The 15114-nt window shown below is 62.4% G+C and carries 15 protein-coding genes; 4 read left to right on the top strand and 11 right to left on the bottom strand.

Going from position 1 to position 15114, the window contains the following annotated elements:
- Positions 1–16: 16 nt before the first annotated feature.
- The 10 genes from ftsX to GK109_RS17180 all read right to left on the bottom strand — a co-directional run bounded on the left by ftsX (position 17) and on the right by GK109_RS17180 (position 7789).
- Positions 17–931: a permease-like cell division protein FtsX gene (gene ftsX / locus GK109_RS17225; RefSeq protein WP_157241791.1), complete on the bottom strand. Its 915-nt coding sequence runs from the start codon at positions 929–931 to the stop codon at positions 17–19.
- Complete coding sequence (gene ftsE / locus GK109_RS17220) at positions 928–1707, bottom strand: cell division ATP-binding protein FtsE (protein WP_157241790.1); 780 nt, start codon at positions 1705–1707, stop codon at positions 928–930. The genes ftsX and ftsE overlap by 4 nt, the downstream gene beginning before the upstream one ends.
- Before the next feature lie 186 nt (positions 1708–1893).
- Positions 1894–3009, bottom strand: a complete 1116-nt coding sequence (gene prfB, locus GK109_RS17215) for a peptide chain release factor 2 (protein ID WP_157241789.1) — start codon at positions 3007–3009, stop codon at positions 1894–1896.
- An 86-nt stretch (positions 3010–3095) separates the two neighbouring features.
- Positions 3096–3509 carry a pilus assembly protein TadG-related protein gene (locus tag GK109_RS17210; RefSeq protein ID WP_157243082.1) on the bottom strand — a complete coding sequence of 138 codons (414 nt, stop codon included), beginning with the start codon at positions 3507–3509 and terminating at the stop codon, positions 3096–3098.
- Positions 3510–3553: 44 nt separating this feature from the next.
- The gene (locus tag GK109_RS17205; RefSeq protein WP_157241788.1) at positions 3554–4075 is read right to left on the bottom strand and encodes a hypothetical protein; all 522 of its coding nucleotides are present in this window, start codon (positions 4073–4075) and stop codon (positions 3554–3556) included.
- Positions 4056–4481, bottom strand: a complete 426-nt coding sequence (locus GK109_RS17200; RefSeq protein WP_197432487.1) for a TadE family protein — start codon at positions 4479–4481, stop codon at positions 4056–4058. Before GK109_RS17200 ends, GK109_RS17205 begins: the two co-directional genes overlap by 20 nt.
- Positions 4482–4484: 3 nt before the next feature.
- Positions 4485–4715, bottom strand: coding sequence for a hypothetical protein (locus GK109_RS17195; protein WP_157241787.1), 231 nt, complete (start codon positions 4713–4715; stop codon positions 4485–4487).
- A gap of 58 nt (positions 4716–4773) precedes the next feature.
- The gene (locus GK109_RS17190) at positions 4774–5715 is read right to left on the bottom strand and encodes a type II secretion system F family protein (protein ID WP_370460664.1); all 942 of its coding nucleotides are present in this window, start codon (positions 5713–5715) and stop codon (positions 4774–4776) included.
- Positions 5712–6569 carry a type II secretion system F family protein gene (locus GK109_RS17185; protein ID WP_157241786.1) on the bottom strand — a complete coding sequence of 286 codons (858 nt, stop codon included), beginning with the start codon at positions 6567–6569 and terminating at the stop codon, positions 5712–5714. Before GK109_RS17185 ends, GK109_RS17190 begins: the two co-directional genes overlap by 4 nt.
- The gene (locus GK109_RS17180; RefSeq protein ID WP_157241785.1) at positions 6566–7789 is read right to left on the bottom strand and encodes a CpaF family protein; all 1224 of its coding nucleotides are present in this window, start codon (positions 7787–7789) and stop codon (positions 6566–6568) included. The genes GK109_RS17185 and GK109_RS17180 overlap by 4 nt, the downstream gene beginning before the upstream one ends.
- Positions 7790–8077: 288 nt before the next feature.
- Between GK109_RS17180 and GK109_RS17175 the strand changes: the two genes are divergently transcribed.
- Positions 8078–10963, top strand: a complete 2886-nt coding sequence (locus GK109_RS17175; protein WP_157241784.1) for a GH25 family lysozyme — start codon at positions 8078–8080, stop codon at positions 10961–10963.
- 63 nt (positions 10964–11026) lie between these two features.
- Here the strand turns inward: GK109_RS17175 and rfbA are convergent, their stop codons facing one another.
- Positions 11027–11896 carry a glucose-1-phosphate thymidylyltransferase RfbA gene (gene rfbA, locus GK109_RS17170; RefSeq protein WP_157241783.1) on the bottom strand — a complete coding sequence of 290 codons (870 nt, stop codon included), beginning with the start codon at positions 11894–11896 and terminating at the stop codon, positions 11027–11029.
- A 55-nt stretch (positions 11897–11951) separates the two neighbouring features.
- On the opposite strand from rfbA, the gene rfbB reads away from it, so the two are divergent.
- The 3 genes from rfbB to GK109_RS17155 are packed head-to-tail and all read left to right on the top strand — an operon-like array spanning position 11952 to position 15107.
- Positions 11952–12950, top strand: a complete 999-nt coding sequence (rfbB, locus tag GK109_RS17165) for a dTDP-glucose 4,6-dehydratase (protein ID WP_157241782.1) — start codon at positions 11952–11954, stop codon at positions 12948–12950.
- 4 nt (positions 12951–12954) lie between these two features.
- Complete coding sequence (locus GK109_RS17160) at positions 12955–14379, top strand: bifunctional dTDP-4-dehydrorhamnose 3,5-epimerase family protein/NAD(P)-dependent oxidoreductase (RefSeq protein WP_157241781.1); 1425 nt, start codon at positions 12955–12957, stop codon at positions 14377–14379.
- Positions 14376–15107 (top strand): glycosyltransferase family 2 protein, encoded by a 732-nt coding sequence (locus tag GK109_RS17155; RefSeq protein ID WP_323056571.1) that lies wholly within the window; start codon positions 14376–14378, stop codon positions 15105–15107. The genes GK109_RS17160 and GK109_RS17155 overlap by 4 nt, the downstream gene beginning before the upstream one ends.
- Positions 15108–15114 lie beyond the last annotated feature (7 nt).

The following is a 15114-nucleotide window of genomic DNA, read 5'->3' as shown; positions in this document are numbered from 1 at the left end:
AGTTCGGTTTGCATACCTAGACGCGAAGGTATCTGCGCAAGGTCAAGAGAGACGAAATTCCGGCCAAGGATCCGCCAAGGATTATCAATGCCGGCGCGAGGATCAGCGTCTGCCCGGCGGAGATGAAGGCTGTGTCCGGGTACTGCTGGGCCATGTAGTCGCCCAGGAAGAAGTGGGCCACGGCCCAGAGCGTGGCGGAGGCCAGCGCCGCGCCGATGACGGCGGCAATGACACCTTCCAGGATGAAGGGAAGCTGGATCACTGTCTTGGAGGCCCCCACCAGGCGCATGATGCCCGTTTCGCGGCGGCGGCTGAAGGCGGAGAGCCTGATGGTGGTGGCGATCAGCAGGATGGCGCACACAATCATCACGCCTGCGATGCTGACGGCCACCAGCGAGGCGCCGTTCATGACCGAGAACAGGCGCTCAAGGAGCTGGCGCTGATCGATCACCGTTTCCACTCCCGGCTGGGAAGAGAAGGTCTCGCTGATGATCTGGTACTTTTCCGGATCCTTCATGTTGATGCGGAAGGATGCCGGGAGCTGGTCCGGCGTGACCGAGTCAACGATGGGCGAATTCGAGAACTGGTCCTTGAAGTGCTTGTAGGCCTCTTCCTTGGACTCGAACTGGAAGTCGTTGATGTACTGCGCCACTGCGGGAGATTCCAGCAAGGCGTTGAGGCTCTCCTGCTGCTCGGGGGTGACTGGCCCGCTGGCGCAACCCGCCGCCGTCGACCCTTCACTGCACAGGAAGACGGCCACCTGGACTTTGTCGTACCAGTAGCCCTTCATCTGGTTGATCTGCATCTGCAGCATGCCGGCCGCGCCCACGAAGGTGAGCGAGACAAAGGTGACCAGGATGACCGAGACCACCATGGAGAGGTTGCGGCGGAGTCCGCTGCCGATCTCACCGAGGATAAACGCTAGCCTCATCGCTGTCCCTCGCCTTCGCCGGGCAGGCCCGCTTCGGGGTTTTCCCGGCCGCTGGCGTCCTTGAGCCTGCGCGACTGGCCGACAACGGGAATCATGGAGGTGTAGAGCGCCTTGGCTTCGTCACGGATGACGATGCCGTTCTTGAGCTCCACCACGCGCTTGCGCATCTCGTTGACGATGTCGTCATCGTGGGTGGCCATCACCACGGTGGTTCCGTTTTGGTTGATCTTGTCCAGGACACCCATGATGCCCATCGAGGTGGTGGGGTCAAGGTTTCCGGTGGGCTCGTCGGCGAGGAGGATCCCGGGCCTGTTGACCACTGCGCGGGCAATGGCCACGCGCTGCTGTTCACCGCCGGAGAGCTCGTGCGGCATGCGGTGCTCTTTGCCCTCGAGGCCAACAGTCTTCAGGACCTCGGGGACGGTGTCCCTGATGACGCTGCGGCTCTTGCCGATGACCTGCATGGCGAAAGCTACGTTGGCGAAGACGTTTTTCTGGGGCAGGAGCCGGAAGTCCTGGAAGACGACGCCGATTCCGCGGCGGAGCCTGGGCACGCGCCAGCTTGATATCTTGGCGACGTTCTGGCCGGCGACGTAGACGGCGCCGGATGTCGCCCGGTCTTCCTTGAGCACCAGCCGGAGGAAGGTGGACTTGCCGGAGCCGGATGCGCCCACCAGGAAGGCAAATTCGCCGCGGTCAATCTCAAGGTTGACGGAGTCCAGCGCAGGCCGGGCTTTCTGGTCGTAGACCTTGGTGACATTTTCGAATCGGATCATGGCCCTAAGTACCCTGCAGGGCATGGCTGATTCTGATGCAGCCCAGTTCTGCAGCCGGTGCGCGGGTTTTCGTTTGGGGGAAGTAGGGCCCCGGCCCCTCGACTATACGCAGGAGTCTTTGCGTATCACGCTGTTATCCGGGGGCGTGTCGGCGAATTCGCTCTTGGGCCTTGGCGGCCGCGTGGCCTATTTTTCAGCGTTGCGGTTGTCGGTGCGCCAGCGGATTCCGGCGTCGATGAAGTCGTCGATCTCCCCGTCGAACACGGCCGAGGTGTTGCCCACCTCGTGCTCAGTCCGCAGGTCCTTGACCATCTGGTACGGGTTCAGGACGTAGGACCGCATCTGGTCACCCCAGGATGCCTTGACGTCGCCGGCCAGTGCCTTCTTTTCGGCGTCTTCCTGCTCCTTCTTAAGGAGCAGGAGCCGGGACTGCAGCACGCGCATGGCGGCGGCGCGGTTCTGCAGCTGCGACTTTTCGTTCTGCATGGACACTACGGTGCCGGTGGGGATGTGCGTGAGGCGGACTGCGGAGTCCGTCGTGTTGACCGACTGGCCGCCCGGGCCGGATGAGCGGAACACGTCAACCCGGATCTCGTTGTCCGGTATTTCGATGGAGTCTGTCTGTTCGATCAGCGGGATTACTTCGACGGCGGCGAAGGACGTCTGGCGCCGGCCCTGGTTGTCGAAGGGGCTGATGCGGACCAGCCGGTGCGTGCCGGCCTCGACGCTGAGCGTGCCGAACGCGTAGGGTGCCTTGACTTCGAAGGTGGCCGACTTCAGCCCGGCTTCCTCCGCGTAGGAGGTGTCCATGATCGTGGTGGGGTAACCGTGGCGTTCCGCCCAGCGGAGGTACATGCGCATCAGCATCTCGGCGAAATCGGCAGCATCCACGCCGCCGGCACCTGCGCGGATGGAAACCACTGCCTCCCGTTCGTCATACTCACCGGAAAGCAGGGTGACCACTTCCAGTTCCTTCAGGGCCTTCTTGATGGACTCGAGTTCAGCCGCTGCCTCCCCCATGGAATCGGCGTCGTCCTCGTCCTGCCCCAGCTCCACCAGGACCTCGAGGTCATCGATCCGTGACGCAAGGTTGTTGAGGCGTTCCAGTTCCGACTGTCGGTGGGAAAGGCGTGAGGTGATTTTCTGCGCCGCTGCGGGGTCGTCCCACAGGTCCGGCTCGCCCGCCCGCTCGCTCAATTCGGCGATGTCTTCCTTCAGTGCGTCTACGTCGGAGACCCGCTCAATGGACTCGTAGGTAGCGCGAAGGGCGCGGATTTCAGCAGAAAAATCAATATTGGCCATGGTTGTTTAAGCCTACGCTATCCGGGGCAGCGCACCGGCGTGCGCTATTGGCGCCCGGAGCGCATACATTCAGCGCGTCCGGGAAGTCAGCGCGTCAGCCGCGAGCGGGCCGTCGACGTTGCCTCGATCCTGATGCCGTCGGGCACCAGGAAGTTGACCACCGGCGGATGGACTGCTGCGGTCAAGACAACGACGGCGGTGGCGCCGTCGGGACTGCCTGTTGCCCCCGTGACCGCCAGGCCGTCGAAACGCTGCGATGCGGGGCTCCTTGCCAGGAAGTCGGCTGCGACGCTCCGGACCCGGGCTGGGTTGAGGGTGGCCGACGGGCTGCCGCCTTGCCCTTCCACCTCGCCCAGGGTGTAGCTGTCAGCGGCGGCCAGGGAGGCGCCGTCGGCCAGCGACAGCAGCCGCTTGTGCTCCAGGTAGACGGACGAAATGCCAACCACCACCGTTGCCACCAGCAACGCCAAGGTTACGTAGCCGAGGATCATCACCATCATCTGGCCGTCCTCGCCTCGTGTCCTGCCGGTCACGGTCCTGCTGGTCACCGGAACCGGCCCACCAGTTGAGTCGAGGATGCCTGTACCTCGCTCGCCGCCAGCCGGAAACCATCGTTAAAGGGCACGAACGGCAGGGGCACGGCCAGGGTCACTGTAACGGTGACTGCGGTGCCTGCGGCCTGGCAGTCTGCCGGATTGCAGGATGTGGCAACGCTCGCCTCCTCAGGCTGGTGCCCAAAGTCGGCAAGGGCGACGGCAACAGCCTGTTCTGCTGCAGCCTGGGCGGTTGTTCCGTCAGGCTGGGCCACATAAACCTTCGCGGCTTGGTCGGCTGCTCCCACCACGGCAAAGGAGCCGCCCTGGATCTGCCCCACGGTGATGACGAAGTAGACCAGCGGCACCATCAGCAGAAGGGCCAGGAACGTGAATTCGACCACCGCGCTCCCCTGTTCGTGCTTGCGGGCAGGTTCCTGCGGCGCATCGCTTTCCCGCGGTATCCGGCAAAGGGCTTCGCCCAGGCCGGCCCTGAGCGGGGACCAGAGGCATTTATGGCTGGACCGCCGCATGCCCCTTCACCTCCAGCATCTCCCGGGGACCGATGAGACCGATCACGGGCATTGGAGCCCGGACTGTCACTTCGAGGGTGCGAAGCCCCTGGACGGTCACTTCGCTCGTGCTGACGTGTTCGGCGAATCCGGAAGTCAGGGCTACGCCAATCAGCCCGCGGGTCCGTTCCTCTGCGTCCGCGGCTCCCCGGTCCGCCAGGGTTCCGTAGCGTGCCCCTGACGCCGCAGCATCGATCAAGGTATTCCGAACGTGCAGGATCAAGGTCAGCTGGATAATCGCCAGGAAGAACATGGTGAGGAGGCCTCCCACCAAGACAAAATCCACCACTGCCGAGCCCTGCTCCCGCGCCCCGGGCAACCCGCATTTGTTGCTGGCCTGGCCGGCGCGACGGGAGGACTGCGTCATCGGCTAGCTTCCGACCGTTTCCATCGCCTGGTTGAACATTGCTTCGAGCGCCGGTCCGGCAAGTGCCAGGAGCGCGGCCACCAGGACTGCTGACATCAAGGTGATCATGACCCACCCGGGGACGTCTCCCCTCTCATGGTCCTCAGCGTGGCGCCCTCCTGAGCAAAGTCCGGTGCCCAGCAGGGCACCCAACACCAGGAGCAGGGATGCCCAGCGGTTACCCATGGTTTTCATTTCTCGTCCTCTTCCTGATTTGATTCTTCGAGCTTCTTGCGTTCCGTGTCTTGTCTTCCTAGAAGCCCAGGTTGATGGCTGCAAGCCCGGGAAAAACGGCGAAGACCACAGTCAGGGGGAGCACGCCGAAAACAAGCGGCACCATCATCGCGATCTCCTTCTTGCCCGCAGCTTCCATGAGGTCCCGTTTGGCTGTGTCCCGCACGTCCTGGGCCTGGGCACGAAGGACATCCGCGAGCGGTGTGCCTCGCTCAACTGCGACGATGATGCCGTCAACAAACCTGACCAGTGGCGCCAGATCCGTCCTGCCCGAGAATTCCTGCAGTGCCGTCACCAACGGTTTGCCGGCCCGGGTCTCGGCAAGAATGTTCGAGAACTCTTGGGACAGTTCGCCCCTGGCACTGCGGCAGACCCTCTCAAGCGCTCCGGTTGCGCTCTCCCCTGCGCTGACGGCGAGCGCCATCAGTTCGGCGAGACTCGGGAACTCCGCCATCATTCGTGCTTCCCGCCGACGGACCTGCGCGCCCAGCCAATAGTCACGCAGCATGAAGCCGCCCACGGCGCTGCCCAGGACTGCCACGGCCGCAAACAATGGGCTGAACCTCCCGGCTGCTGCTCCTATGAGGATTAAGCCAAGGGAAACCACGAAGCCTGCAGCAGCCCACAGGAGCTGCTCCGCACGGAAGTCGATGGAAGATTTGTTGATGCCTGCCTGTGCCAAGCGTCGGGCGGTGGCTCCCGGCGAGGGGTTCAGCCGTCCCAGCGCCGCCATGCCGTCACGGAAAACCGGGCGAAGTATCCTTTCGAGCGGTCCGAAGGGCGTCAGGTTCTGCTCCACGGAGTTCAGGAGCCGTGATTCGAGGTTCTGGGACCTCAGCTGCGGCTCGATGCGTTCTGTCAGTGTGGTGGCACGCATGAGCGGGGATCTAAACACGACGAGCCATAGGCCGACGCCCAGTACAGCCCCACATACAACTGCCGCCGGCGAAATCCCGATCACCTCAACACCCGCTCATCCTGCGGAAGAGCGCCAATCCTTAGCATGATGGAGTAGCAGACCAGCGAAACCACCAGTCCCCCGAGCAGGACTGCCGCGCCTACAGCCGTGTTGTAAGCCTGCACCGCTTCCGGCCGCGTTGCCAGCAGGATCATGACGATCCACGGGGCAGCGACAGCAAGGCGCGCCGCATTGACGGTCCAGGACTGCCTCGCTTCAAGTTCGCTGCGGGTGCGAGCACTTTCGCGGAGGAATTCGGCCAGCGTACCGAGCAGCTTGCCCAGATCGGAGCCCCCGACCTCGCGGGTGAGGCGCAGGGCCTCGACAATGCGGTCAGCGACAGGGTCGGCGAGCCGGTGTTTGAGCTTGTTCAGCGACGCATCGAACTGGCCTCCCGCGCGATAGTCGGCGGCGAATTCCCGAAAGACGTGCCGCAACTCTTCGGGGCCTTTGTCCCCCAGCTGAATCAGTGCCTCGGGCAGCGGCAAACCGGCGCGTATCGCGGAGCGGAGGTGATCGACGACGTCGGGCCACAACTGTCGCAACAGGGCGCTTCTCTTTTTCGCCCTCCAGCGCAGGACACTGACGGGGAGCCATGCCGCGAACAGCGCGAAGCAGCCAGCGATTGGCCAGGAGCGGCTGATGGCGTAGAACACCAGGGCCACGAAGAGCCCCAGGCCCAAGCACGTACCCAACAATCCGCCCGGAGATACTCTGTCCACGCCCGCGGAGGCGAGAAGATCGGCCAGGCGGCTGGCCTTCCGCTCCCGCGGACCGTGTGCCGGAGACTCCCAGCAGGACCACCAGATCAGGAAGAGGCCCGTCCCTGCCGTCACCCCCAGCAATGCTGACGTCATCGCGGATCCAGCAACGCCGCGACGTCGTAGCCTGCCCGGTTGAACTTTTCAGCGGCAGGCATCGAGTTGGCCCTGGCCTGCAGGGTGCCATCCATCATGGTGAACACCGGGGAGGACTCGATGATGCCGTTTTCGACGCGGCGGCCCAAGGACAGGATCTCGGTGACCTCCCTGCGTCCGTTGGCGTGCCGGCTGCAGTGCACCACCAGGTCGATGCAGGATGCGACGGTGGGGACAACAAAGGCGCTTGAGATGTTTTCTCCCGCGAGCAGGGGCAGGGTGCAGATCTTCGTGACGGCGTCGTGTGCTGAATTTGCATGGACGGTGCACATGCCTGGAAGGCCACTGTTTAAGGCGATCAGCATGTCCAGGCTCTCCGCCTCACGGACCTCGCCCACCACCAGCCGGTCGGGCCGCATGCGAAGGGCTTCCTTGACCAACCGGCGAAGCGGGATCTCGCCTTCACCCTCCAGGTTCGGCTGCCGGCATTGGAGACCGACGACGTCGCGCAGGGGAAACTGCAGTTCGAAGATCTCCTCAACGGTGATCACACGTTCCCGGCTGCCGATGCTCGCTGCCAGGCAGTTCAGCATCGTGGTCTTGCCGGCCTGGGTTGCACCGGAAACTAGGATGTTGAGGCCGCTTGATACGGCTGCACCCAGGAAACGGGCTGACTGCGGCGTGAGCGTGCCGAGCTCGACGAGATGTTCAAGGCGGCTGGCCTTCACCACGAACTTCCTGATGTTCACTGCCCAGTGCTTGCGGGTCACATCGGGAATGACGACGTGCAGCCTGGAGCCATCGGGAAGTGCTGCGTCCACAAAGGGAGACGACATGTCCAGGCGGCGCCCTGAGCTCTTGAGCATCCTCTCCACCAGGTCCCGGACCTGCTGCTCGGTGAGGCTCAGGGAGGTAAGTTCCGATTCGCCGTTGCGGGCCACAAAAATTTCATTGGGCGCATTGAGCCAGATCTCCTCAATTGAGGGATCGTCCAGCAGGGGCTGCAGCACGCCGAAGCCGGCAACAGCATCGAAGAGGAACCGTCGCGCTGCATCGAGTGGACCTATGGGAGGAAGAGGTCCCATGAGCGCTCGCTCGTCGTAGTCCGTAACCGCTGCCTCAACAAGCCGGCGCACCTCACCAGCCTGGTGCAGCGGATCCAGCCCTCGACGACGGATCAGCTCACGGACCTCGTCCTCGACAATTCCAAGCGCGTCCATACGTTCCCCAATACAACTGCCGCCCCCGGCGGAGGCAGTGCAACTGGGATAAAGACTAGGGACCATACAACATGCTGCCAAGTCATAAGGATTGTCTGTGGATAAGCGCAAGATAGCCACAGGATCAACACATGCACCATCAGCACCACTGTTTCCACCAGCAACACGGTGCTATGGTGAGCGCGTTAAGTGTCAAAAACCCCTGTCCGTCCGGTTCCTGGGGGAACCAGCCGGAACAGCAACCCAGATGAGGGCTCGTGGGAGCGCCTCATTGTCTCCGGAGCCAATATGAAACGGAACCTGTCTCAGTCCCGTCGCCCCGTCAGGAAGTCCCTTGGGATCGTTCTGCTGGCCGCTTCCCTGGTGGCCGGCCCAGGCCTGGCGGGTATTGCCTCCGCCGTTGAGCCTGCCCCGACGCCGACAACTTCCTCGCCGACGAGTGATCCGTCGCAAACTGTTTCACCTTCTCCGTCGGTCTCTACGCCGCCCCCTTCTCCCGAAGAAACAGCACCGGCGGCAGCGCCGGCCGCCCCGCCCACTGCAGAGGCTACCCAGTCCATGGCGGAAGCAGTCGGCGTCGGCGGAGCTGAGATGGGGCAGCGGTCCGCCCGCGTCACGGCCTCGGCTCCCTCGGACTCGTTCAAGCGGCTGAGCACGGAGTCACTGTCCACCGAAGGCACCTGGATGCCCACTTTTGGCATCCAGGGACTGGACGTGAGCGGCCACCAACCGAGCGTGGACTGGCAGCAGCAGTGGAATATGGGCGCTCGTTTTGCTTACGTAAAGGCCACTGAAGGCAATTACTACACGAACCCCTCCTACGGCCCCCAGTACCAGGGGTCCCGCAACGTTGGAATGATTCGGGGCGCCTATCACTTCGCCATACCCAACTGGTCTTCCGGAGCGGACCAGGCGCGCTACTTCGTGCAAAACGGCGGGGGCTGGTCCGCCGACGGGTACACCATGCCGCCCGTCCTGGACTTCGAATTCAACCCGTACGAGGGACGCACCATCAACGGGTTCTACTTCGGCAATACCTGCTACAACATGGCCCCAGCCCAGCTGCAATCCTGGGTTCGGGATTTTGGCAACACCATGCAGGCGCTGACCGGCAGGCTCCCGGTTATCTACACCAATACAAGCTGGTGGAACCAGTGCCTGGGAAATCCGGCCGGTTTTGGTGACTATCCCCTGTGGGTTGCGGCGTACCCAAGCTCTCCCACGAACAACGCCGGCCCGGTACCCACCGCCAGTTGGGGTACTTACAGCATGTGGCAGTACAGCAGCACCGGCCCCTTCGCCGGCGACTCCAATGTCTGGAACGGGGATTACGCGGGCTTGAAGGCATTTGCCTCAAGCGGCATCCCTCCTGCCGCGACCAGGGCCATTGATGCGCTCCGGTCATCCATGCCGTCGCTCGGAGCACAGACTTCTGACACGATCTGCGGGCTTAGGGATGGAGGCTGTTTTAGAGGCTACCAATCGGGAATCGTTATGTGGTCCTCCTTGTCAGGTGCCCAGCCGAGCATGATCGGGCCAATCCGCGATTCCTGGGCAAGGACTGGATTCGAGAACGGCCAGATGGGATATCCGGTCTCGGCTGTCATTTGCGGGATCAAGAACGGCGGCTGCTTCCAGAACTATCAAGGTGGATCAATCATGTGGTCGCCGGCGTCGCCGGCATCGCAGGTACCTTTCGGAGCGATCCGAGACTATTGGGCAGCCCAGGGGTACGAAAATGGCGCTCTGGGCTACCCCACAAGCGATCAGACATGTGGGCTCAAGAACGGCGGCTGCTTCCAGCTCTTCCAGGCTGGATCTGTCCTCTGGAGCCCTGCCACAGGTGCCCGCCTGGTGAAGACAGGACCGCTCCTCGATGCCTGGTCCCGGGCGGGATTTGAGAACGGCCTGCTCGGCTACCCGAAATCGGAGGCCACCTGCAGCAGCTCAGCCTGCACCCAGGACTTCAGCGGTGGCGTTATTGCCTGGACGCCAACCTCAGGCGCCTGGCCTGTCTTCATGGGAATGGGCGAGACCTGGAAAGCGGCCAGGACGAACGGGGAACCCATCGGGTTCCCCGTGGCAGGGGAAGTCTGTGGCCTGCGGGAAGGCGGCTGCTATCAACTGTTCCAGGGCGGGACACTTATGTTCTCCCCGGCCCGCGGTGCCTTTACCCTTACCGGCCGCTTGCTGGATTACTGGCAGAAGTCCGGCTTTGAGAACGGCCGGCTGGGCTACCCGGCCGGCGCCGCGAGCTGCGGCGGAGTGCAGATCGAGTGCCGGCAGGCGTTTGAAAAGGGCGTTGTGGGCTACTCAGCCAGCACGCCCCCGGAAACGGTTCCTGCCGGTCCCCTGGCGGCAGGCTGGGAGCGTCTGGGGTGGGGCGCAGGAACCCTCGGCTACCCCGCATCTCCGCAGTATTGCGGGCTCAAGGACGGCGGCTGCTTCCAGATGTTTACCAAGGGCGCGCTTATGTACTCGCCGCTTACAGGGGCCCAGCCCAGCATTTGGGGACCGATCCGGGATCTGTGGCAGAAAACCGGCTTCGAGAACGGGGTACTGGGCTACCCTGCCTCCGACGTCATCTGCGGCCTCGTTGACGGCGGCTGCTTCCAGAACTACTCCACCGGGACCGTCATGTGGTCTCCTGCAACCGGAGCGAACGCCGTGATGTTCGGCCCCGTCCGGGATGCTTGGGTGGGCTCCGGATTTGAAGGCGGGAAGCTTGGTTACCCTGTCAGTGCACTGGTTTGCGGGCTCAAGAACAGCGGCTGCTTCCAGAACTTCGCCAGGGGAACGGTCATGTACTCGCCCACAACCGGGGCACATGCGATGACTTCAACGCCGATCAGGGAGCGGTGGGCGGCAACAGGCTACGAGTCAGGGTCATTGGGCTACCCCACAAGTGCCACAATCTGCGGCCTGAGGAACGGCGGCTGCTTCCAGAACTTCGAGAAGGGCACGGTGATGTGGTCCTCGGGAAGCGGCGCCCACCTTATGGTGCCGGGCCCGATCCAGCAGAGCTGGGCCAGCCAGGGCTTCGAAAACGGAACACTCGCCTACCCCACCAGCAGCCAGACGTGCACAGTCGACAGGACATCCTGCAGCCAGACGTTCCAGGGAGGAAGCATCAGCTGGACCGCCTCCGGTGGAGCGACAATCCGGCTGAACTAGCCAGGCGATAACGAAGAGCGGGACCCGGATCTCCGGGTCCCGCTCTTCGTTATGGACTATGTTCTAGTGGCCGTGCTCCAGCAGATCGATTAGATAAGATCCGTAGCCGCTCTTTACCAGAGGCTCGGCCCGCTCCCGCAGTTCGTCATCGGTAAGGAAGCCCAGCCGCCAGGCGATTTCCTCCGGTGCACCGATCTTCAGTCCTTGGCGATTTTCGGTTGTCCGGACGAAGTTCGAGGCATCGTTAAGATCGTTGAAAGTGCCTGTGTCCAGCCAAGCCGTCCCCCGCGGCAGGATCTCAACCTGCAGCTTTCCCCTCTCCAGGTACGTACGGTTGACGTCGGTGATCTCCAGTTCACCCCTGGCCGAGGGCTTGAGGTTCCTCGCGATCTCCACAACGTCATTGTCATAGAAATAAAGTCCGGGGACGGCGTAATGGCTCTTGGGTTTTGCCGGCTTTTCCTCCAGCGAGATGGCCTTGCCCTCGGAGTCGAACTCCACCACGCCGTAGGCCTTGGGGTCCGCCACCCAGTAGCCAAACACCGCCCCGCCATCGATGTTCTCGAAACGACGCAACTGTGTGCCCATTCCGTGGCCATAGAAGATGTTGTCGCCGAGGACCAGGGCCACGCTGTCATCACCGATGTGCTCTGCACCGAGCACGAATGCCTGGGCAAGGCCGTCCGGCGAAGGCTGCTGCTTGTAAGTGATGGACACTCCGAAACGGGCCCCGTCCCCCAGCAGGCGTTCGAATTGCTCTGCGTCATGCGGAGTGGTGATAATCAGGATGTCCCGTATCCCGGCAAGAATGAGGGTGGAGAGCGGGTAGTAGATCATGGGCTTGTCGTAGACCGGGACCAACTGCTTGCTGACTCCCAGGGTTATGGGGTGAAGCCTTGAGCCGGTACCGCCGGCAAGTATTATTCCGCGCATGCTCCCATCTTTCCCTTCGCTAAGTGCGGCGGCAAATCCGGTACCCTTGGGAATTATGCAGCGACTTCTTGTTACCGGCGGCGCCGGCTTCATTGGCTCAAACTTTGTCCACTACGTTCTGGAGAATACGGACTCCCACGTCACTGTTCTGGACAAGCTGACCTACGCCGGCAACCTGGCATCGCTGCGGGGCCTCCCCGAGGATCGTTTTGAGTTTGTCCACGGTGACATCGGCGACGCGGCCCTGGTGAACCGCCTTGTCGCGGACACCGACGTCGTGGTCCACTATGCTGCCGAGTCACACAACGACAACTCCCTGCACGATCCCCGCCCCTTCCTGGACACCAACATCATCGGCACCTACACGCTCATTGAAGCTGCCAGGCAGCACAACAAGCGGTTCCACCACATCTCCACGGATGAGGTGTACGGTGACCTGGAACTCGATGACCCGGAGCGGTTTACCGAACAGACACCCTACAATCCCTCCAGCCCGTACTCATCCACCAAGGCAGGCTCAGACCTGCTGGTCCGTGCATGGGTCCGGTCCTTCGGGCTCCAGGCAACCATCAGCAACTGCTCCAACAACTACGGGCCGTACCAGCACGTGGAGAAGTTCATTCCCCGCCAGATCACGAACGTCATCGACGGGATCCGCCCCAAGCTTTACGGCAAGGGCGAAAACGTCCGTGACTGGATCCACGCCAACGACCATTCCTCCGCGGTCCTGGCCATTATCGCCAAGGGCAGGATCGGCGAGACCTACCTGATCGGCGCGGACGGGGAGAAGAACAACAAGGACGTCGTCGAACTGATTCTCAAGCACATGGGCCAGGCGGCGGACGCCTACGACCACGTTGTGGACCGCCCAGGCCATGACCTGCGCTACGCCATCGACTCCACCAAGCTCCGCGAGGAGCTGGGCTGGGAACCGGAGTTCTCCAACTTCGACGAAGGCATCGAAGCCACCATCGCCTGGTACCGGGACAACGAGGACTGGTGGCGCCCCCAGAAGGCCCAGACCGAAGCGAAGTACAAGGAACAGGGCCAGTAAACGAATGCCGATCGAATTTTCCAAAAAGCTCGCTGCACACGAAACGCCCATTCCCGGCGTCGTGCTCTATGACCTCCCGGTCCACGGTGACAACAGAGGTTGGTTCAAGGAAAACTGGCAGCGGGAGAAGATGCTGGAAATCGGACTGCCGGATTTCCGGCCGGTCCAAAACAACATCTCCTTCAACGAAAAGGCCGGGACCACCCGCGGCATCCACGCAGAACCATGGGACAAGTTCATCTCGGTCGCAACGGGCCGGATCTTCGGTGCCTGGGTTGACCTCCGCGAAGGCCCCACTTTTGGTGCAGTCTTCACGGCGGAAATCGACCCGAGCCAGGCCATTTTCATTCCCCGCGGCGTAGGCAATGCCTTCCAAACCCTTGAGGACAACACTGCATACTCCTACCTCGTAAACGACCACTGGTCCGCTGACGCGCAGGGGCAGTACACCTTCCTGAACCTCGCGGATGAAACAGCTGCCATCGGCTGGCCGATTCCGCTGGAACAGGCGGAGCTTTCCGACAAGGACAGGGCGCATCCAGTGATGGCTGACGTCACCCCGATGCCAGCCAGGAAGATCCTCGTAATCGGTGCAGACGGGCAGTTGGGCAAGGCGCTGCGGAAGCTGTACGACGGCGACCCATCCGTCGAGTTCGCGTCCAGGGCCGAGTTCGACCTCACCACCGCGGAATCCTTCAGCAGCCGCAACTGGAAGAACTACACGGCGATCATCAACGCGTCCGCCTACACGGCGGTCGATGCTGCGGAAACTGCTGAAGGACGTGCGGCCGCCTGGAACGTAAATGTCACGGCCGTCGCGCAATTGGCCAGGACCGCCGTCGAGCACAACCTCACACTGGTGCACGTCTCGTCGGACTACGTTTTTGACGGCTCCCGCCGCGTGCACGATGAGAACGAGCCCTTCGCCCCACTCGGCGTCTACGGCCAGACCAAGGCCGCCGGCGACGCCATCGTGAGCGTTGTTCCCCGCCACTACATTGTGCGGACGAGCTGGGTCATCGGAGCCGGCAACAACTTTGTCCGGACCATGGCTTCCCTGGCGGAACGCGGCGTAGCACCATCAGTGGTCAACGACCAGATCGGCCGGCTGAGCTTTACCCAGGACATCGCCGCCGGCATCAAGCACCTGTTGGAGCACGAAGCTGAATATGGCGTCTATAACCTCAGCAATGAGGGTGAGCCGCAGTCATGGGCCGACATTGCCGCCGACGTCTACGAGCTGTCGGGCAGCCCAAGGGAAGCGGTGAGCGGAGTTACCACCGAAGAATACTTCAGCGGTAAAACCGCCGCGCCCCGCCCCCTCGCAAGCACGTTGGACTTGACGAAGATCAAAGCGACGGGCTTTGAGCCGGCCTCCTCCAGCAACCGGTTGGCCGAATACTTGAAGAATGAGTTGATCAACCCGTGACACTAAGCAACCGCAGGCCCGAAACACTGGTCATCATGCCTGCCTGGAATGAGTCCGAATCCATTGGCAACACCATTCGGGAAGTGTACGAGTTTGGGCCTCTGTGCGATGTATTGGTCGTCGACGACGGATCCCGCGATAACACTGCCCAGGTGGCACGTGATGCCGGCGCCATGGTCCTCCAGCTTCCTTTCAATATGGGAGTCGGCGGCGCAATGCGTACCGGATTCAAATATGCGAAGAACCATGGCTACAGCCAAGTGATCCAAGTCGATGCTGACGGCCAGCACGATCCGCGGGATATCAAAACGGTGCTGGACGGCCTTCAGGATGCCGACATTGCCATCGGCGCCAGGTTCGCCGACAAGGGCAATTACACGGTGCGTGGACCCAGGAAATGGGCCATGAAAGTACTGGCGTGGACGGTTTCCCGTGTTGCCGGCACCACTTTGACCGACGTCACCTCAGGGTTCCGGGCCGCAAATACAAAAGCCATCCGCCAGTACGTGGATCACTATCCTGCGGAATACCTCGGCGACACCATCGACTCCCTTGTTGTCGCGATCCGTTCCGGCTGCACGGTTAAACAGGTTGGGGTTTCAATGCGCGCCCGCCAGGGCGGAACGCCAAGCCATGACCCCATCAAAGCCGCCATTTATCTCGGACGCTCAGGAATGGCTTTGCTGTTCGCACTGACGCGAAAGAAAACCGAGCCGTCCACCAACTAGGAATTCA

This window comes from Pseudarthrobacter sp. GA104 (genome assembly GCF_009741265.1).
Taxonomy (GTDB): Bacteria; Actinomycetota; Actinomycetes; order Actinomycetales; family Micrococcaceae; genus Arthrobacter.
The sequence above is the reverse complement of the archived record's forward strand: the minus strand, read 5'-3'. Positions and strand labels throughout refer to the sequence as shown.